At 67.7% G+C, this 18,157-nt stretch carries 17 protein-coding genes and 1 pseudogene; 14 read left to right on the top strand and 4 right to left on the bottom strand.

Annotated elements, in window-relative coordinates:
• The first annotated feature begins 257 nt into the window (after window positions 1-257).
• From B5V46_RS15655 to B5V46_RS15625, 7 genes and pseudogenes are all read left to right on the top strand, one after another.
• Complete coding sequence (locus B5V46_RS15655) at window positions 258-1,352, top strand: ABC transporter ATP-binding protein (protein WP_155774091.1); 1,095 nt, start codon at window positions 258-260, stop codon at window positions 1,350-1,352.
• A gap of 77 nt (window positions 1,353-1,429) precedes the next feature.
• The gene (locus B5V46_RS15650) at window positions 1,430-2,557 is read left to right on the top strand and encodes an extracellular solute-binding protein (RefSeq protein ID WP_080617461.1); all 1,128 of its coding nucleotides are present in this window, start codon (window positions 1,430-1,432) and stop codon (window positions 2,555-2,557) included.
• Window positions 2,558-2,687: 130 nt separating this feature from the next.
• Window positions 2,688-2,978 (top strand): DUF1330 domain-containing protein, encoded by a 291-nt coding sequence (locus B5V46_RS15645; protein WP_080617460.1) that lies wholly within the window; start codon window positions 2,688-2,690, stop codon window positions 2,976-2,978.
• Window positions 2,975-4,657 (top strand): ABC transporter permease, encoded by a 1,683-nt coding sequence (locus tag B5V46_RS15640; RefSeq protein ID WP_080617459.1) that lies wholly within the window; start codon window positions 2,975-2,977, stop codon window positions 4,655-4,657. Before B5V46_RS15645 ends, B5V46_RS15640 begins: the two co-directional genes overlap by 4 nt.
• Window positions 4,658-4,671: 14 nt before the next feature.
• A pseudogene (locus tag B5V46_RS15635) lies at window positions 4,672-5,523 on the top strand (ABC transporter permease); the annotation flags it as partial.
• Window positions 5,524-5,626: 103 nt separating this feature from the next.
• Window positions 5,627-6,061: a host attachment protein gene (locus B5V46_RS15630; RefSeq protein WP_080617457.1), complete on the top strand. Its 435-nt coding sequence runs from the start codon at window positions 5,627-5,629 to the stop codon at window positions 6,059-6,061.
• 51 nt (window positions 6,062-6,112) lie between these two features.
• On the top strand, window positions 6,113-6,415 hold the full coding sequence (locus B5V46_RS15625; RefSeq protein ID WP_080617456.1) for a DUF4389 domain-containing protein: 303 nt from the start codon (window positions 6,113-6,115) through the stop codon (window positions 6,413-6,415).
• A gap of 64 nt (window positions 6,416-6,479) precedes the next feature.
• Here the strand turns inward: B5V46_RS15625 and B5V46_RS15620 are convergent, their stop codons facing one another.
• From B5V46_RS15620 to B5V46_RS15610, 3 genes are read right to left on the bottom strand one after another with little or no spacing between them, the layout of a single operon-like run.
• A complete protein-coding gene (locus B5V46_RS15620) occupies window positions 6,480-8,309 on the bottom strand; it encodes a M3 family oligoendopeptidase (RefSeq protein ID WP_080617455.1) in 1,830 nt (609 codons plus the stop codon).
• A gap of 9 nt (window positions 8,310-8,318) precedes the next feature.
• On the bottom strand, window positions 8,319-9,992 hold the full coding sequence (locus B5V46_RS15615) for an ATP-dependent DNA ligase (RefSeq protein ID WP_080617454.1): 1,674 nt from the start codon (window positions 9,990-9,992) through the stop codon (window positions 8,319-8,321).
• The gene (locus B5V46_RS15610) at window positions 9,989-11,002 is read right to left on the bottom strand and encodes a ligase-associated DNA damage response exonuclease (protein ID WP_080617453.1); all 1,014 of its coding nucleotides are present in this window, start codon (window positions 11,000-11,002) and stop codon (window positions 9,989-9,991) included. The genes B5V46_RS15615 and B5V46_RS15610 overlap by 4 nt, the downstream gene beginning before the upstream one ends.
• A gap of 69 nt (window positions 11,003-11,071) precedes the next feature.
• Here B5V46_RS15610 and B5V46_RS15605 point away from each other — a divergent pair, with 69 nt between their 5' ends.
• The 6 genes from B5V46_RS15605 to B5V46_RS15580 all read left to right on the top strand — a co-directional run bounded on the left by B5V46_RS15605 (window position 11,072) and on the right by B5V46_RS15580 (window position 16,462).
• Window positions 11,072-11,968 carry a D-isomer specific 2-hydroxyacid dehydrogenase family protein gene (locus tag B5V46_RS15605; protein WP_080617452.1) on the top strand — a complete coding sequence of 299 codons (897 nt, stop codon included), beginning with the start codon at window positions 11,072-11,074 and terminating at the stop codon, window positions 11,966-11,968.
• Between the two features lie 179 nt (window positions 11,969-12,147).
• Window positions 12,148-12,768: a 30S ribosomal protein S4 gene (gene rpsD, locus B5V46_RS15600; protein WP_080617451.1), complete on the top strand. Its 621-nt coding sequence runs from the start codon at window positions 12,148-12,150 to the stop codon at window positions 12,766-12,768.
• Between the two features lie 197 nt (window positions 12,769-12,965).
• Entirely contained in the window at window positions 12,966-13,502 is a 537-nt protein-coding gene (locus B5V46_RS15595) for a TIGR00645 family protein (RefSeq protein WP_080617450.1), read from the top strand.
• A gap of 103 nt (window positions 13,503-13,605) precedes the next feature.
• On the top strand, window positions 13,606-14,691 hold the full coding sequence (gene hisC, locus B5V46_RS15590) for a histidinol-phosphate transaminase (protein WP_080617449.1): 1,086 nt from the start codon (window positions 13,606-13,608) through the stop codon (window positions 14,689-14,691).
• Complete coding sequence (locus B5V46_RS15585; RefSeq protein WP_080617448.1) at window positions 14,688-15,614, top strand: prephenate/arogenate dehydrogenase family protein; 927 nt, start codon at window positions 14,688-14,690, stop codon at window positions 15,612-15,614. The genes hisC and B5V46_RS15585 overlap by 4 nt, the downstream gene beginning before the upstream one ends.
• The gene (locus B5V46_RS15580; protein ID WP_080617447.1) at window positions 15,614-16,462 is read left to right on the top strand and encodes an extensin family protein; all 849 of its coding nucleotides are present in this window, start codon (window positions 15,614-15,616) and stop codon (window positions 16,460-16,462) included. Before B5V46_RS15585 ends, B5V46_RS15580 begins: the two co-directional genes overlap by 1 nt.
• Window positions 16,463-16,512: 50 nt before the next feature.
• Here the strand turns inward: B5V46_RS15580 and B5V46_RS15575 are convergent, their stop codons facing one another.
• Window positions 16,513-17,514, bottom strand: a complete 1,002-nt coding sequence (locus B5V46_RS15575; protein ID WP_080617446.1) for a DUF2125 domain-containing protein — start codon at window positions 17,512-17,514, stop codon at window positions 16,513-16,515.
• 65 nt (window positions 17,515-17,579) lie between these two features.
• Between B5V46_RS15575 and B5V46_RS15570 the strand changes: the two genes are divergently transcribed.
• Window positions 17,580-18,119, top strand: a complete 540-nt coding sequence (locus B5V46_RS15570) for a gamma-glutamylcyclotransferase (RefSeq protein WP_080617445.1) — start codon at window positions 17,580-17,582, stop codon at window positions 18,117-18,119.
• Window positions 18,120-18,157 lie beyond the last annotated feature (38 nt).

Below are 18,157 nucleotides of genomic sequence, written 5' to 3'. Positions count from 1 at the left end.
GCAGATGCCCGACCTGTTTGCATTTTCGGGCGGCGCGGATGTGGTGCGCCTGCGAGGCCTGGCTAGCACGGAAGGGGTGATCGGCCCCGGTCGGGCGGCGATCTCTTCGAGAACGGGGAATGGCCGGGGCGTATCGCGCCGTATTAAAGTTCTGCGTTGCGCTTAGAGGTTCTGATGTTACCTTTTCCAGAAGCGGCAGCAGAGCCGATAAAAAGAGCGGTCCCAAAAAGGGAGCGCCAGACAACAGGGGATGCCGGTTGACCGGAACAAACGACGGTTTCGTGGTCTTTGACCGCGTGCAAAAAAGCTATGACGGGGAAACTCTCGTCGTCAAAGATCTCAATCTTTCGATCGGCAAGGGGGAATTCCTGACGATGCTCGGGCCCTCGGGGTCGGGCAAGACCACCTGCCTGATGATGCTGGCCGGGTTCGAGACGGCCACCCATGGCGACATTCTTCTCGACGGCAATCCGATCAATAACATCCCGCCGCACAAGCGTGGAATTGGCATGGTATTTCAGAACTATGCGCTGTTCCCGCACATGACCGTGGCCGAGAATCTCGCCTTCCCGCTCGAGGTGCGCAAGATCGGCCGTTCCGAGCGCGAAGAGAAGGTGCAGCGCGCGCTCGACATGGTGCAGATGGGGGCTTTCGGCGGCCGCCGCCCGGCCCAGCTTTCGGGCGGCCAGCAGCAGCGGATCGCGCTGGCCCGCGCGCTGGTCTTCGAGCCCGAGCTGGTGCTGATGGACGAACCGCTCGGCGCGCTCGACAAGCAGCTGCGCGAGCATATGCAGTTCGAGATCACCCGGCTGGCCCATAATCTGGGGATCACCACGGTCTATGTCACCCATGACCAGACCGAGGCGCTGACCATGTCCGACCGGGTCGCGGTGTTCAACGATGGCCGGATCCAGCAACTGGCCCGACCCGACGAGCTTTACGAGAAGCCCGTGAACAGCTTCGTCGCCCAGTTCATCGGCGAGAACAACACGCTGCTCGGCCGGATCAAGCAGATCGACGGCAATGCGCTGATCGAGCTCGACGATGGCGAGGTGATCGATGCGGTCCCGGTCAATGTCTCGCGGCCCGGCGAACGCACGCTGGTCTCGATCCGGCCCGAGCGGGTCGAGATCGACCCCAAGCGGCTTACGCCCGGGGCGCATCTGATCCATGCCGAGGTGCTGGAATTCATCTACATGGGCGACATCTACCGCACCCGGCTGCGGGTGGCGGGCAATGACGATTTTGTCATCAAGACCCGCAACGCCCCCGACCAGCGCCGCCTGAAGCCGGGCGAGCATATCGAGATCGGCTGGTTGCCGGAGGACTGCCGCGCGCTTGATGCGCCCTGACGGTTTCCGGGCCCGCCTCGCCCGGGGGCGGTGGCCGGAGCAACACTGATCCGGGCCAAGTCAGCAGGGAGATCGCAATGACGATCAGACATCTTCTTTCCGCAACCGCACTGGCGGCGCTGCCCGCCGGATTTGCCTTTGCCGAGGACCTGCCGCCCTGCGAGGGCTGCGCCGACAGCTTGACCGTCGTGTCCTGGGGAGGGGCCTACCAGACCAGTCAGCAGAAGGCCTATTCCGAGCCCTATGCCGAGATGACCGGCACCGGCTTCACCTGGGACGAAAGCTCGAACGAGGCGGTGGCCAAGCTGCGCGCCATGAACGAGGCGGGCAACATCACCTGGGATCTGGTCGATGTCGAGGGCCCCGACAGCCAGCGGCTCTGCGATGAGGGCCTGGCGATGGAAGTGGATCTTGACGAGATGCTGGCGGCCGCGCCCGACGGCACCCCGGCGACCAAGGATTTCGGCGACAGCGTCATCAATGACTGTTTCGTGCCGCAGATCGTGTTCTCGACCACCTTCGGCTACCGTACCGATGTCGCGGCCTGGAACGGCAAGGAGCCCGAGAATCTCTGCGCGCTGTTCGATACCGAGACCTTCCCCGGCAAGCGCAGCCTCGAGAAGCGCCCGAAGAAGAATCTCGAATGGGCGCTGCTCTGCGACGGCGTCGAGAAGGACGAGCTTTACGACGTGCTCGACACGCCCGAGGGTGTCGACCGCGCGCTGGCCAAGCTCGACACCATCAAGGACGACGTGATCTGGTGGTCGGCGGGCGCCGAGACGCCGCAGCGCCTGGCCGATGGCGAGGTGGTCATCGGCTCGACCTATAACGGCCGTCTGTTCAGCCTGATCGTCGAGCAGAACCAGCCGGTGAAGATGCTCTGGGACTGGCAGGTCTTCGACTATGACGGCTGGATCGTTCCCGCCGATCTGCCCGAGGACCGGCTGAAGCGCGTCGAGCATTTCCTGCATTTCGCGACCGACACCCAGCGCCTGGCCGATCAGGCCAAGTACATCTCCTATGGCCCGTCGCGGGCATCGTCGCAGCCGCTGGTTTCGACCCATGCCGATCTCGGCATCGAGATGGCGCCCTTCATGCCCACCAACCCGGCGAACCAGAAGAACTATCTGGTGAACAACATCGAATGGTGGGCTGACAACCAGGACGATGTCGAGGCCAAATTCCAGGCCTGGCTCGCCAGGTAAGCGGCCCGAAAGCGGCCCGGGTCGGCGCCCCCAGGCGGAGCGCGCCGACCCGATCATCCGACCGAACGGCCCGGGCGGCGCCGCATGCGTGCGCCCCGGTCCCAGCATAAAAAGCAGGGGGACGTGCGAGATGCCGAAAGGCTATATCATCGCCCATATCACCGTGATCGACCCGGAGGCCTACCAGGAGTATGTCGAGCGCGACACGCCGATCCTTGAAAGCTTCGGCGGCAGATTCCTGGTGCGGGGCGGCGCCTCGGAGGCGCCCGAAGGGCCGATGAAGGATCGCCATGTGGTGATCGAGTTCCCCGATTTCGAGGCCGCGAAACGCGCCTTCCATTCGCCGCAATATCAGGACGTGGCCGCGATCCGTCACGCCACCGCGACAAGCGACGTGGTTCTGGTCGAGGGCGTGGCATGACCGGACCCGCCACCGATACCGCCGCCCCGGGCCCTGTCCTCGCCGCCGATGGCGCGCCGCTCAAGCGCAGCCTGCGCCGCGCGCTCCGGGCCCAGAAGCTGCGCGCGCTGATGCTGATCGCACCGCTTCTGGTCTTCGTGCTGGTGACCTTCATCGCCCCCATCGCCGACATGCTGTTCCGCTCGGTCGAGAACCAGATCGTCTCGGACACGCTGCCGCGCACCGCCCGCGCGATCCGGGACTACGACCCCGACAGCGGGCAGATGCCCTCGGACCGCGTGCTGGCGGCCTTCACCTATGATCTGGTCGCCGCCGCCGAGCGCAAGCAGCATACCCGGCTCGGCTCGCGGCTGAATTACGAATATTCCGGCATTTCCTCGCTGTTCCGCAAGACCGGCCGGCGGGTCGACGATTTCGGCGAGAGCTATCGCGACCAGTTCGTCGCGGTCGATCCGGTCTGGGAAGACCCCGCGACCTGGGTCGCGCTGATGGCCGATCCGGACTGGACCGCGACCTATCGCGCTTGGGCCGCCGCCCGCGATGCCGCGAAGACCGCGGGCGAGCCCTTCACCCAGAGCCAGCCGCTCTTTGTGCTTGGGGACGGGGTCGGCGAGGTGCTGCCCGAAACCGCCAGCGCCTATGCCCAATTCGCCCGCATCGTTCAGCTCGAGGATGGCGACGATCCGGCTGCCGAAGCGCCCTGGGCGCCGGTCTATCTGGCGCTTTACCGCGATCTTCTGCATATCGGGCCGGGCGCGGTGGCCCGGCTCGGTCCCGAGGCCGGGGCGATGCTCGATGCCGCCCATGACGCGGTCGAGGGCTTCGCCCCGGTCGATCTGTCCGGGCTCTATCTGAAAGCCGACAAGGACTGGGCAGATCCCGGGGTCTGGGGCACGATCAAGGCCTTCTCGCCCGACTACACGCCGGGCTATTTCCTGAATGCGGTCGATCTGCAACTGACCGCCGACGGGATTGCCGCCCAGCCCGAGGACCGGCAGATCTACATCATGCTGTTCGAACGGACGCTGTTCATGAGCCTGATGATCATGGGCTCCTGCGTGCTGCTGGGCTATCCGATTGCCTATCTGCTGTCGAACCTGCCGCTCCGGACCTCGAACCTGTTGATGATCCTGGTGCTCTTGCCGTTCTGGACCTCGCTTCTGGTTCGGACCTCGGCCTGGAAGGTGCTCTTGCAGCAACAGGGGGTGATCAACGACATCCTGGTCTGGCTCGGGATCGTGTCGAACAGCGGTCGGCTGATCCTGATCAACAACCAGACCGGCACCATCATCGCGATGACGCATATCCTGCTGCCCTTTATGATATTGCCGCTTTATTCGGTGATGAAGACCATCCCGCCCTCTTACCTGCGGGCCGCGAAAAGCCTCGGCGCCACCAACTGGACGGCGTTCTGGCGGGTCTATTTCCCGCAATCGGTGCCCGGCATCGGCGCGGGCTGCATCCTCGTCTTCATCCTGGCCATCGGCTATTACATCACGCCCGAACTGGTCGGCGGGACCAACGGCACCTTCATCTCGAACCGGATCGCCTATCACATTTCCAGCTCGCTCAACTGGGGCCTCGCGGCCGCGCTGGGCTCGATCCTGCTGGGCGTCGTGCTGATCCTTTACTGGGCCTATGACAAGCTCGTGGGCATCGACAATGTGAGCCTGGGATAACGCGCATGTCACAGATGGACCTTCCCCCCTATGCCACGACCGGTCAGCGGATCTGGCATTATGCCTTCTACGTGATCTGCGGGCTGATCTTCTTCTTCCTGATCGCGCCGATCCTCGTGATCATCCCGCTCAGCTTCAACGCCGAGAATTTCTTCACCTTCACGCCGAAGATGCTGGCGCTCGACCCCGAGGGCTATTCGCTCAAGCATTACCGCGAGTTCTTCACCAGCAATTCCTGGCAGCATGCGCTCTGGAACTCGGTCAAGATCGCGCCTGCCGCGACCTTCCTTGCGGTTTCGCTCGGCACCCTGGCCGCGGTGGGGCTCAGCCAGGAGCATGTGCCCTTCCGGCGCACGATCATGGCGATCCTGATCTCGCCGATGATCGTGCCGCTGATCATCTCGGCGGCGGGGATGTATTTCTTCTATTCCCGGATCGGGCTGCAGGGCACCTATATCGGCGTGGTGCTGGCCCATGCGGCGCTGGGCATTCCCTTCGTCATCATCACGGTGACAGCGACGCTGGTGGGCTTCGACACCTCGCTGACCCGGGCCTCGGCCAGTCTCGGCGCGAACCCGGTCACGACCTTCTTCAAGGTGCAGATGCCGCTGATCCTGCCCGGCGTCGTCTCGGGGGGGCTGTTTGCCTTCATCACCTCCTTCGACGAGGTGGTGGTGGTGCTGTTCGTGGGCTCGGCCAACCAGCAGACGCTGCCCTGGCAGATGTTCACCGGGCTGCGCGAGCAGATCAGCCCGACCATCCTTGCGGTCGCGACGATCCTCGTGGTGGTCTCGATCGGGCTTCTGACCGCGGTCGAGATCCTGCGGCGGCGCTCGGAGAAGATGCGCGGGCTGAGCCCCGGCTGAAGCGCGGCCGCGCCTCGTTTCCTCCGGGCTGCGGGCCGGGCCCGGAGGAACCTCTGGCGTGCGGGCCGTGTTGAGAGGGTGTCAACCGACAGGAGGGGAGGCCATGATACCGTTCAAGACACTGGTTCTCGTCGCCAACGAGCGCGACGCGCGTCTGCTGGTCAATCGCGGGACCGGCAAGGGGCTTGCCGAAGTGACCCGGTTCTCGAAGGCACGCGAGATCGAATATGCCGACGGGCGCGGCCGCGACCAGGGCGGCGCGACGGCCGGACATCACGCGATGGAGCCGCCGACAAGCCTGCGGGTCCAGAACCGCGAAAGCTTCGCGGCCGATGTGCTGGAGATCGCCGCCGAGGTCTGGGCCGAAGGCGATTACGACCGTTTCGTGATGGCGGCGCCGCCGAAGATGCTTGGCGAGTTGCGCAACCGGATCGAGGGCTCGCTGGAACGCGCGCTTGCGGTCGATCTCAACAAGGACATCGTGGGGGTTGCAGCCGAGGACCTGCCTCGCCATTTCGAGGAGGTGATCGTGTTCTGAGGCAGGGGCGAGGGGCGTCCCGGGGATGCGGTCATATCGGAGGCTGGACCCATGACCGATACCAACTCGACGCTGAGCGATGGCGCCCGGGCATCGGATGCCCAGGACAAGGGCTACCGTCCTGCGCTGATCCGGGGGGGCTGGATGCTGTTGATGCTGGCCCTCTTCTATGCCGCGCAGCTGATCCTGATCATCGCGGCGGTGCTGCAATTCGGCTGGCTGCTCTTCGCCAAGGAAGAGAACGAGCGGATTGCAGAATTCGGCGACAAGCTCGCCAACTGGATGGCGATTGCCGCGCGCTACCTGACGGTGGCGGGCGAAGCGAAGCCCTTCCCCTGGACCGACTGGAAATAAGCCGGTCCCGGGCCCGATCGGGCCGGGTGGCGCAGGACGCGCCGCCCGGCAATGAGGCGCGGGGTCAGTCCTCCATCGCCTCCAGCTCGTCGATCATGCCCGAGATCATCGACAGCCCCTTGTCCCAGAAGGCCGGGTCCGAGGCATCGAGCCCGAACGGCGCCAGCAGCTCCTTGTGGTGCTTGGAACCGCCCGCCTTCAGCATCTCGAAATACTTCTCCTGGAAGCCCGCGCCGCTTTCCTCGTAGACCGCGTAAAGCGCGTTCACCAGCCCGTCGCCGAAGGCATAGGCATAGACGTAGAAGGGCGAATGGACGAAATGCGGCACGTAGGACCAGAAGGTCTCGTAGCCCGGCATGAATTCGAAGACCGGCCCGAGGCTCTCGCCCTGCACGCTCATCCAGATCTCGTTGATGTCCTCGGGCGTCAGCTCGCCGCCGCGCCGCGCCTCGTGCAGTTTGCATTCGAAATCGTAGAAGGCGATCTGGCGCACGACCGTGTTGATCATGTCCTCGACCTTGCCCGCCAGCAGCGTCTTCTTCTGCGCCGTGGCCGTGGCGCCCGCCAGCAGCTTGCGGAAGGTCAGCATCTCGCCGAAGACCGATGCCGTCTCGGCCAGCGTCAGCGGCGTCGAGGCCAGAAGCTCGCCCTGACCGGCGGCCAGCACCTGATGCACGCCGTGCCCCAGCTCATGTGCCAGCGTCATCACGTCGCGCGGCTTGCCCAGGTAGTTCAGCATCACATAGGGGTGGACGTCGGTCACCGTCGGATGGGCGAAGGCGCCGGGGGCCTTGCCGGTCTTCACGCCCGCGTCGATCCAGCCCTTGTCGAAGAAGGGCTGCGCGATCTCGGCCATCTTCGGCGAGAATTCGGCATAGGCCTCCATCACCGTGGCCTTGGCAGCGTCCCAGCCGACCGTCTTCGGTTCCTCGATCGGCAGCGGCGCGTTGCGGTCCCAGACCTGCAGCTTGTCGAGCCCCAGCCATTTCGCCTTCAGCGCGTAATAGCGATGCGAGAGCTTGGGATAGGCCGCGACCACGGCATTGCGCAGCGCCTCGACCACCTCGGGTTCGACATGGTTCGACAGGTGCCGCCCGGTCTGCGGCGTCGGCATCTTGCGCCAGCGGTCCTCGATCTCCTTCTCCTTGGCCAGCGTGTTGTGGACGCGGGCGAAGGTCTTGATATGGGCGCCGAAGACCTCGGCCAGCGCGCGGGCCCCGGCCTCGCGCCTGTCGCGCGCGGGATCGGTCAGAAGGTTCAGCGTGCCCTCGATCCCCAGCGGCGCGTCCTCGCCCTCGACCTCGAATTCCAGCCCGGCGATGGTCTCGTCGAACAGCTTGTTCCAGGCGCTCGCACCGACCACCGACTGGTCGTGCAGGAATTTCTCTAGCTCGTCCGACAGCTGGTAGGGCCGCATTGCCCGCATCCGGTCGAAGACCGGCTTGTAGCGCGTCAGCGCGGCATCGGCGGCAAAGAGCGCCTCATAGGCGTCCTCCGGGATCCTGTTGAATTCCAGCGAGAAGAACACGAGCGGCGTGGTATAGCCGGTGATCCGGTCCTGACAGTCCGACAGGAACTTGGCGCGGCCGGCATCCATGGTGTTCTGGTAGTAGCGCAGCCCGGCATAGGACATGATCCGCCCGGCCACACGGTCGATGGCCTCGTAGCGGGTGATGCAGTTCAGCATCCCGGCAGCATCGAGCCCGGCCAGCCTGCCCTCGTAATCGGCCGCGAAGGCCGCGCATTCCTGCTCGAGCCAGTCCATGTCGCGGGCGATCTCGGGCGCGTCGGGCGCGGCATAGAGATCGGACAGATCCCATTCGGGCAGGTCTCCCAGCGCGCCGCCGGCGCTGGCATTGGCGTCGAAGACGGGGGCGGGCGGGGTGATGCGCATCGGCGATCCTCATTCGTTGTCTTGATCCAGAGATAGAGTACCGGGGGGCGGAGGTTCAAGCGCGGGGCTGTTTTTCGGCTCGCGCGCGCCCCGCTCGCGCGTCGCCAGCAGGGTCTTCAGATCGTCGAGCGTATTGGCTTCTGACGCGGGCTTGTCGCGCCGCCAGCGCGCCATCCGAGGAAAGCGCAGGGCAAGGCCCGACTTGTGGCGCGGGCTGGCGCGGATGCCCTCGAAGGCGATCTCGAAGACCAGTTCGGGCGCCACCTGCCGCACCGGGCCGAAGCGCTGAAGCGTGTTCTTGCGCACCCAGGCGGTGATATCGCGGAATTCCGCGTCGGTGAGGCCGGAATAGGCCTTGGTTACCGGCACCAGCGCATCGCCGTCCCGGACCGCGAAGGTGAAATCGGTGTAAAGCGTCGCGCGCCGCCCGTGGCCTGCCTGGGCATAGATCATCACCGCGTCGACGGTCAGCGGGTCGAGCTTCCATTTCCACCAGTCGCCTTTCCTGCGTCCGGCCAGATAGGGGGCGCCCGCGCGTTTCAGCATCACGCCCTCTGCCTCGGCCTTGCGCGCGGTTTCGCGGATCCGGGCCAGATCTTCCCAGGTCCCGAAGGACAGCCTGGGCGACAGGCGCAGCGGCCCGCCGGGCGGCCCCCCTGCGATGATCTCTTCGAGCCGGGCGCGGCGCTCGGCCAGCGGGCGGGGGCGGAGGTCGGTGCCACCGTCTTCCAGCAGATCATAGGCGATGAATGCGGCCGGGGTCTCGGCCAGCAGCCGTTTCGACACGGTCTTCCGCCCGATCCGGGTCTGGAGCGCGGCGAAGGGCAGGGGACGGCCATCCTTCCAGGCCAGGATCTCGCCGTCGAGCACGGTGCCTGCGGGCAGGAAATCGCGGGCGACGGCCAGTTCGGGGAAGCGCCCGGTGATCAGATCCTCGCCGCGCGACCAGAGGAAATGCGTTCCGCCGCGTGCGATCAGCTGGCCGCGGATGCCGTCCCACTTGTATTCGGCGATCCAGTCGGCGGGCACGCCCAACGCCTCGGGCGGGCCCTCGATCTGATAGGCCAGATAGAAGGGATAGGGGCGCGACAGCGCCGCCGCCGGGTCGGGCGCCTCGATCAGCGTCTGCCAGCTTGTCGTCGCGGGGGTCCAGTCGCCCATCAGCCGGTGCGCCAGCTCGGCCTCGTCCTGCCCGGTGGCGCGGGCCAGCGCGCGGGTCATCAGGGTCTGGCTGACGCCGACGCGAAACCCGCCGGTCAGCAGCTTGGTGAACAGAAACCGCTCAGGCCCGCCGAGATTGTCCCAGGCGTCAAGGATCGCGGCCTTTCGGGCAGGCTCGTCCATCGCGGCCATGGCGAGGATGTCGGTCATCCGTGCCGACAGGCTCCGGTCGCTGCCCGTGCCGGGCGGAGGCAGGACCAGCGCGATGGTCTCGGCCAGATCGCCCACCACCGGATAGCATTCCTCGAACAGCCAGAGCGGCAGGCCCGCCCGCTCGGCCGCCCATTCCCGCAGCCGCGTCGCGGTCACCGCCCGGCGCGGTCGCCGTCCCGACAGAAGCGCCACGGTCCAGAGCCGGTCGGGCTCGGGCGCCTCGGTGAGATAGGCGGCCAGCGCCGCGACCTTGGCGGTGGTGCGGGGGGTGCGGTCGAGCGCGGTATAGAGAGCGGCGAAGCGCTTCATTCGACGTCACCTTCGGTCGTTTCGCCCTCCCAGGCGGTGGCGACGATGCCCGCGTCATAGCCCTGCTCTGCCAGCCAGCGCCGGAACGGGCCGGTATAGCCATGGGTGACCAGAACCCGCTCGGCGCCGGTGGCGCGGATCGCGGCGTTGAGCCCGTCCCAGTCGGCATGATCGGACAGAACGAAGCCGCGTTCGGCCGCGCGTCGCCGCCGCACGCCGCGCAGCGCCATCCAGCCCGAGGCAAGCCCGGTCGAGGCCCGCCCGAAGCGCCGCGCCCAGGCGCTGCCGAGGGCCGAGGGCGGGGCCAGCACCAGCGCGCCGGGATGGGCGCGCGGATCGGTCTCGGGCGTGACCGGCACCGTGTCGGGCAGGGCGAGCCCCTGCGCGCGCATCACCCGGCAGGTGGCCTCGATGGCGCCATGGGTCAGGATCGGGCCCGCCCCCGGTTCTGCGCCGTCGCCAAGCCCCACCAGCAGCCGCTGCGCTTTGCCAAGCGCATAGGCCCCCAGAAGGCTGGCCCGACCAAGGGCCGCGTTCTCTGTCCACCAGTCGCGGATCTCGGCCATCACCTCGGGTTGCGGGCGCCAGCGGAAGACCGGCAGCCCGAAGGTGCATTCGCTGATGAAGGTGTGGCAGGGCACCGGCGCGAAGGGTTCGGACAGCCCGTCAGGTTCGGGCTTGTAATCGCCCGAGACGACCCAGACCTCGCCCTTGTGCTCGACCCGGATCTGGGCCGAGCCCGGCACATGGCCCGCCGGGTGGAACGAGACCGTTGCCGCGCCGATCCGGCGGGTCTCGCCATAGCGGATGGTGTCAAGCGAGATGGCGCCCAGCCGGTGGCGGATCACCGGGGCGGCGGTGTCGGTCGCCAGATAGCGGCGGTGGCCGGGACGGGCATGGTCGGCATGGCCATGGGTGATCAGCGCCCGGTCGACCGGCGCCCAGGGGTCGATGTGGAAATCGCCCGCGGGGCAGTAAAGCCCTTGCCCGGTGACGCTCAGAACGCTCATGACCCGACTATAGCGCGTCCCGGGGCCGGGGCGATTGCATTCGGCGCGCGGGCGACGCATAGGGCGATCATGGCTGATGTGCATGTGACCGAACCGATCCATCCCGACGCGCTGGCGCTGCTGGCTTCGGCGGGGCTGAGCGTCTCTTGCGGCTGGCGGGACGATGATCCCGCAGCCGGGTTGGCCGCGGCGCGGGCCTGGATCCTGCGCACCTTCGTGGTGAGCCCCGGGATGATCGCCGGGGCGCCCCAGCTAAGGGCGATCTGCAAGCACGGGGTCGGGACCGACAACATTCCCCTGGCCGAGGCCGAGCGGCGGGGCATTCCGGTCTTCAACACGCCCGGGGCCAATGCCAATGCGGTGGCCGAGCATGCGATGATGCTGCTTTTGGCGCTGGCGCGGCGGGCGGTGGCGATGGACAGGGTCGCGCGGACGGGGTTCGAGAACATCGAGCGGCTGGCGCCGGTCGAGCTGTCGGGCCAGCGGATGCTGATTCTGGGCTTCGGGCCGATCGGCCAGCGGGTCGCGCAACTGGCGCGGGCCTTCGACATCGAGGTCACGCTCTGGCACCGGCGGCTGAGCGCTGACGAGGCGGGCCTGCCGGTGGTGCGCGATCTTGCGGCGGCGCTGCCCGCGGCGCAGATCCTCAGCCTGCATCTGCCGCTGAACGAGGGCACGCGCGGGCTGATCGGTGCGGCCGAACTGGCCGCGCTGCCCGAGGGCGCGATCCTCATCAATACCGGGCGGGGCGGCATCGTCGACGAGGCGGCGCTGGTCGCGGCGGCGCCCCGGCTGGGCGGCATCGGGCTCGACGTGTTCGAAACCGAACCGTTGCCGCCCTCCGACCCGCTTCTCGCGCTGCCGAATGCGCTTCTGTCGCCCCATGCCGCGGCGCTGGGCGAGCGCAGTGTCCGCCGGATGGGGATGATGGCCGCCGAGGCCGCGATCCGGGCGCTCGGCGCTTGACAGTGGAAGGCACCCCTGTATAAGCGCGCCATTCCGGCCCCTGCGGCCGGGATTTCCATTGGTGTTGGTGGCCCCCGCAAGGGGATGCCTGTCAGGGTCCGGGCCGTTCCGGAACGGGTCCAGAGGACAACGCCCTTCATTGCCGCCCAAGGGCGGCGCCCTTTTGAAGGAGATCAGCCGTGACCAAACGCACGTCTGCCAAGTACAAGATCGACCGCCGTATGGGCGAAAACATCTGGGGCCGTGCCAAGTCCCCGGTCAACCGCCGCGAATACGGCCCCGGCCAGCACGGTCAGCGCCGCAAGGGCAAGCTGTCCGACTTCGGTATCCAGCTGCGCGCCAAGCAGAAGCTGAAAGGCTACTATGGCGACATGACCGAGAAACAGTTCCGCCGCATCTTCGCCGAGGCCGAGCGTCAGCGCGGCGATACCGGCGAGCTGCTGGTCGGCCTGCTGGAACGCCGCCTCGACACCGTGGTTTACCGCGCCAAGTTCGTGCCGACCATCTTCGCCGCCCGTCAGTTCGTGAACCACGGCCATGTCACCGTGAACGGCCAGCGCGTCAACATCCCGTCCTACCGGGTCAAGGAAGGCGACGTGATCGAGGTCCGCGAGAAGTCCAAGCAACTGGCCGTGCTTCTCGAAGCGGTGCAGCTGTCCGAACGTGACGTGCCCGATTACATCGAGGCCGACCATTCCAAGATGACCGCCACCTTCGTGCGCATCCCGGGTCTCGGCGACGTGCCCTACCCGGTCATCATGGAACCGAACCTCGTCATCGAATTCTACGCGCAGAACTAAGGTTCCGCGCCCTATCCCGAGCTTCGGACCCGTCCTGCCACGCGCAGGGCGGGTCCTTTGCGTTGCGCCTGGCCCTTCCGGCGCCTGCGGCACCGGGGCGCGGTCCGGTGCCGGGGGCGAGGGGGCGCTGCGGCTTGTCCGAATCCGGGCGGCGCGCTATGGGCCGCGCGACGGGGTGCTTTGCGGGAGGCGCGATCATGGCCGACAAACCCACTGCCGAACAGGTCTTCGAGCGCGGCCTATTCGCCTCGCGCTGGCTGATGGCGCCGATGTATCTGGGGCTCGTGGTGTCGCTGGCGATGCTGGTCGTCGTGTTCCTGCGCGAGATCGCCTATTACGCGCCGCAGGTGCTGACGATGTCGAGCGAGACCGCGATCCTGGCGGTGCTGACGCTGATCGATCTCACGCTGGCGGCCAACCTGCTTCTGATCGTGCTGTTCTCGGGCTACGAGAACTTCGTCTCGAAGCTTGATATCGGCGATCACAGCGACCGTCCCGACTGGATGGGCACGGTCGATTTCTCGGGTCTCAAGATGAAGCTGATCGCCTCGATCGTGGCGATTTCGGGGATTCACCTGCTCAAGCGCTTCATGGAGATCGGGCAGGCCAAGGCCGATGCGGTCTATGGCAATACCGAGCTGTTCTGGCTGGTTCTGATTCACATGGTCTTCGTGCTGTCGGGCGTGCTGCTGGCGGCGATGGATTGGCTCTCGGCCCGCGCCAGGAAGAGCTGAGCGCGCCGCGGCCGTGCCGGCCCGACGGTGCCGGGCCGGGGGTATTTGGGACTGGCTTTGGCCTTTGCCGTCGGCTAGGGATGCGCGCCAAGGAGACACCGCCATGACCAAGATCCCCCCCCAACCCGGAATTCTTGAAATCGCCCTCTACCAGGGCGGGCAGTCGAAGATCGAGGGGATGACCGACGTCGTCAAGCTCTCGTCGAACGAGAACCCCTTCGGTGCGTCCGAGAAGACCAGGGCGGCCTTCTCGCGCTGCGTGCACAGCCTGCATCGCTATCCCTCGACCGACCATGCCGAGCTGCGCGCCGCCATCGGCGAAACGCACGATCTCGACCCCGAGCGGGTGATCTGCGGCGTCGGTTCGGACGAGATCATCGCCTTTCTCTGCCAGGCCTATGCCGGTCCCGGCGACGAGGTGATCCATACCCGGCACGGCTTTGCCATGTACCGGATCTCGGCGCTGGCGGCGGGGGCGACCCCGGTCGAGGTCGACGAGGTCGAGCGTACCGTCGATGTCGACGCGATCCTTGCCGGGGTCACCGAGCGGACCCGGATCGTGTTTCTGGCCAATCCCGGCAACCCCACCGGCACCATGATCCCCGAGGCCGAGACCCGGCGGCTGGCCGAAAACCTGCCCGAAAGCGTGGTCCTCGTGCTCGACGCGGCCTATGCCGAATATGTCGAGGGCTTCGATGGCGGCCGCGCCCTGGTCGATCGCCACCATAACGTGGTGATGACCCGGACCTTCTCGAAGATCTATGGTCTCGGCGGGTTGCGGGTCGGCTGGGCCTATGCCGCCTCCGAGGTGATCGGCGTGCTGAACCGGGTCCGGAGCCCCTTCAACCTCGGTCAGGCCCAGCTCGAGGCCGGCGAGGCGGCGGTGCGCGACCAGGCCTTCGTGACCCGCTGTCGGGCCGAGAATACGCGGCTCGCGGCCTGGCTGGCCGAGGCGCTGACAGAGGCCGGTGTGCCGACCGATCCGACCTTTACCAATTTCGTGCTGCCGCGCTTTGCCGATGCCGCCGAGGCCGAGGCCTGCGATGCCTATCTCAAGTCGCAGGGGCTGATCGTGCGCCGTGTCGGTGGCTACAAGTTGCCCCATGCGTTGCGCATCACCGTCGGCGACGAGGCCGCCTGCCGCCGGGTGGCCCATGCGGTGCGGGCCTTCAAAGAGGGGGCGCGGTGACCAGCCCGCTCTACGACCGGGTCGCGCTGATCGGGCTGGGCCTGATCGCGGGCTCGATGTCGCTGGCGATGCGCCGGGCGGGGCTCGCGGGCGAGATCGTCGGCACCGCGCGTTCGGCCGAGACCCGCGCCGTCGCGGCTGATATCGGGCTGGTCGACCATGTGGTCGAGACCGCAGCCGAGGCCGCGGAGGGCGCCGATCTGGTGGTGCTGGCGGTGCCGGTCGGGGCGATGGGCGCGGTCGCGGCCGAGATCGGCCCGCATCTGGCGCCGGGCGCCACAGTCACCGATGTCGGCTCGGTCAAGCGGGCGGTGATCGAGACGGTTGCGCCGCATGTGCCCGAGGGCGTTCATTTCATCCCCGCCCACCCGCTGGCCGGGACCGAGCATTCGGGGCCGCGCTCGGGCTTTGCCGAGCTCTTCGATAACCGCTGGAGCCTGATCGTACCGGTGCCGGGCACCGATCCGGCCGCGACTGGGCGCCTCCGGCAGCTCTGGGAAGGCATGGGCGCCAATGTCGAGGAGATGGATCCCGACCACCACGATCTGGTGCTGGCGGTGACCTCGCATGTGCCGCACCTCATCGCCTATACCATGGTCGGCGTCGCCGACGACCTGCGCCGGGTGACCGACAGCGAGGTCATCAAGTATTCGGCCGCGGGCTTTCGCGACTTCACCCGGATCGCGGCCTCTGACCCGACCATGTGGCGCGACGTGTTCCTGACCAACAAGGAAGCGACGCTGGAAATCCTCGGCCGCTTCACCGAAGAGCTGTTCGCGCTTCAGCGGGCGATCCGGACCGGGCAGGGCGAGGAGCTTTTCGATTACTTCACCCGGACCCGCGCCATTCGCCGTGGCATCATCGAGGCAGGCCAGGATACCGAAGCCCCCGATTTCGGCCGCGGTGCCAGGACCCGGACCTGATGCGGTGGCCCGGCCTCGCTCTTGCGCTGGTCCTGATCGCCGGAGCGGGGAGTGCTGTCAGTTCCGATAGTGTCTCGCGCCCCAAGCCGCGCGCGGCGGCTGTCCGGGTCGTGCTTCCGGTTGAGGCCGTGCCGACAAGGCCGAATGCCCGTCCCGGAGAGATCTTTGCCAGGCTGGCAGAGACCTCCCCGGGCGTTCCTGCGCAGGCGACAGGTTCCGGCCTCGAGCGTTCGCTGCGGCCCGCGCCGCGCCCCTCCGGTCGGCTGGTCACGCTTGCGTCCGCGGGCCCGCGCAGCCAGCCCTCCGGGGTTCTGACACCCCGCCGGGGCGCGGTCTGCGGCGACCCGGCGATCGCGGGCGAGATGATCGCCCCGATCGCGGGCCGGATCGCGGGCTGCGGGGTCGACCGGCCGGTGCGGGTGCGTGCGGTCGACGGCGTTGCGCTGAGCCAGCCCGTCACCGTCGATTGCGAAACCGCACGGGCGCTTAGGTCCTGGGTCAGCAACGGCATCAAGCCTGCGGTGGGCCGGCTGGGCGGCGGGGTCGCGTCGCTGAGGGTCTTCGCCCATTACGTCTGCCGCCCGCGCAACAACCAGAAGGGCGCGAAGATCTCCGAGCATGGCCGGGGCCATGCGGTCGATATCGGCGCGGTGACGCTGCGCAATGGCAGATCGCTGAGCGTGCTTGACGGCTGGAAGGATCCGTCTCAGGGCGGGGTGCTGAAACAGATCCACCACGCCGCCTGCGGACCCTTCGGCACCGTGCTGGGGCCGGGCGCGGACCGGTTCCATCAGGACCATATCCATGTCGACACGGCGCGCTATCGCAGCGGCGCCTATTGCCGCTGAGCCTGTTTACGCCGGGCATTTTTGGCCCGGCCCGGTCCGGGGCACGGCCTCTAGCGCAGCCTGAAATTCGGCGCGGGCCCCAGCGGAACCGGGCCGAGCCAAGTCTGCCCCAGCGCAAAGCGCAGCGGCACGTCCAGCATGTCGGGGCGTCCCGAAAGCCCGGCCAGCAGACCCAGCGCGTCCTCGAGCCGGTCGGCAAGTGCCGCGGGCAGCTGGCCCGAGTTGCGGGCGATGGCGATCATCTCGCGCCAGTTGGTGGCGCGGAGCGTGAGGCTGCCCGAGGGCTGGCCCTCGGCATCGACATCGAAGCTGCCCGCCGCCTGCAGCGCCAGATCGCCCCATTGTGCGTCGAGCCGCCCGATCTCGACCCGCCGGAGCTGCGGCCGCCGCTCTTCGAGCGCGCGCCGGTCCCAGGGCGCGTCGAAGACCGCCACCGCCTCGACCGAGACCCGCTGGAAGACCGGCGGCAGAAGACCCGCCGGGTCGAGCGTCGCGACCAGCCCTGCGGGCGGGCGCATCCCGCTGGCCGAAAACCGCAGATGCTGGGCCCCGGGCCGGTCCTCGACCGCGGCCATCGCGAACCCGGCGCCATCCATCGAGGCCCGCCAGCCGGCATCCGAGACCATCCCGAAGGCGCCCACCGAAAATGTCGCCGAGGCCAGCTCGAAGGTCAGTCCCGGCCGGAAGGCAAGGGCGCCGGTCATCGCCTCGGCGGTGACCGCGATCCGCTCGAACGGGGTGGCGATCTGCTGGGTCTCGGGCCAGTGCGCGATGAGGCGCTGCGGGCGGTGGCTCTGCGCGGAAAAGCCGAATTCCGGCATAGACCAGGCCAGCCCGCTATCCGGATCGGCGAGCTCGAGCGGGGCAAGGCGGGTATCGAAGCGGGTGGGAAATCCGGTCACGGCGATCCGGCCCGCATCGGCGGCCCAGCCCTCGGCACGGCGGCTGTCGAGCCAGCCCGCCAGCCCGCGCTCGATCCCGCGCGCGGCCAGCGCCCAGTAGCCCGACCAGGCCAGCGCGGCCAGCAGCGCCAGAGACAGCAAAAACCGCATCGCGGGCCCCCTTTCGTCCCATGCCCCGATGAGGGTAACAGGGGGGAACGGGAAAGGACCAGATGATGCAGGACGGCTTGTGGGTTTTCGGCTATGGATCGCTTCTGTGGAAGCCCGGCTTCGAGGTGGCCGAGCGGCGGCTGGCCCGGCTCGACGGCTGGCATCGCAGCTTCTGCATGCGCTCGATCCACCATCGCGGCAGCGAGACCGAGCCGGGGCTGGTGCTGGCGCTCGATGCCGCGCCCGGGGGCAGTTGCCAGGGGGTGGCGTTGCGCGCCGCGCCGGGGACCGAGGCCGGGACGCTGGCGGCGCTGCGCGAACGCGAACTGATCTCGGCCGCCTATTTCGAGGTCGAGCTCGATCTGGTTCCGGCCGAAGGCGGCAGGCTGCGGGCGCTGGCCTATGTGATCGACCCCGATCATGTGCAGTATTGCGGCGGGCTGCCGCTCGAGGAGCAGGCGCAGATCATCGCCCGGGCCCGGGGCGGGATGGGGCCGAATGACGAATACCTGTTCAACACCGTGGCGCATCTGGCCGGGATGGGCCTGTCCGACCCCGATCTCGACTGGCTCGCCGACAGGGTCAGAGCGCTGAAACCGGATTGATTGTTGTGGGATGACCCTGCTTGGCCTAGTCTCTGCCC

Source organism: Rhodovulum sp. MB263, assembly GCF_002073975.1.
Taxonomy (GTDB): Bacteria; Pseudomonadota; Alphaproteobacteria; order Rhodobacterales; family Rhodobacteraceae; genus Rhodovulum.
Note: the sequence above shows the minus strand (reverse complement) of the source record. Positions and strands in the feature narration are given on the sequence as shown.

Coding starts and splice junctions, on each gene's coding strand:
- B5V46_RS15650 (WP_080617461.1), top strand. CDS start 1,430: ATGACGATCAGACATCTTCTTTCCGCAACCGCACTGGCGGCGCTGCCC.
- B5V46_RS15645 (WP_080617460.1), top strand. CDS start 2,688: ATGCCGAAAGGCTATATCATCGCCCATATCACCGTGATCGACCCGGAG.
- B5V46_RS15640 (WP_080617459.1), top strand. CDS start 2,975: ATGACCGGACCCGCCACCGATACCGCCGCCCCGGGCCCTGTCCTCGCC.
- B5V46_RS15630 (WP_080617457.1), top strand. CDS start 5,627: ATGATACCGTTCAAGACACTGGTTCTCGTCGCCAACGAGCGCGACGCG.
- B5V46_RS15625 (WP_080617456.1), top strand. CDS start 6,113: ATGACCGATACCAACTCGACGCTGAGCGATGGCGCCCGGGCATCGGAT.
- B5V46_RS15620 (WP_080617455.1), bottom strand. CDS start 8,309: ATGCGCATCACCCCGCCCGCCCCCGTCTTCGACGCCAATGCCAGCGCC.
- B5V46_RS15615 (WP_080617454.1), bottom strand. CDS start 9,992: ATGAAGCGCTTCGCCGCTCTCTATACCGCGCTCGACCGCACCCCCCGC.
- B5V46_RS15610 (WP_080617453.1), bottom strand. CDS start 11,002: ATGAGCGTTCTGAGCGTCACCGGGCAAGGGCTTTACTGCCCCGCGGGC.
- B5V46_RS15605 (WP_080617452.1), top strand. CDS start 11,072: ATGGCTGATGTGCATGTGACCGAACCGATCCATCCCGACGCGCTGGCG.
- B5V46_RS15595 (WP_080617450.1), top strand. CDS start 12,966: ATGGCCGACAAACCCACTGCCGAACAGGTCTTCGAGCGCGGCCTATTC.
- hisC (WP_080617449.1), top strand. CDS start 13,606: ATGACCAAGATCCCCCCCCAACCCGGAATTCTTGAAATCGCCCTCTAC.
- B5V46_RS15580 (WP_080617447.1), top strand. CDS start 15,614: ATGCGGTGGCCCGGCCTCGCTCTTGCGCTGGTCCTGATCGCCGGAGCG.
- B5V46_RS15575 (WP_080617446.1), bottom strand. CDS start 17,514: ATGCGGTTTTTGCTGTCTCTGGCGCTGCTGGCCGCGCTGGCCTGGTCG.
- B5V46_RS15570 (WP_080617445.1), top strand. CDS start 17,580: ATGCAGGACGGCTTGTGGGTTTTCGGCTATGGATCGCTTCTGTGGAAG.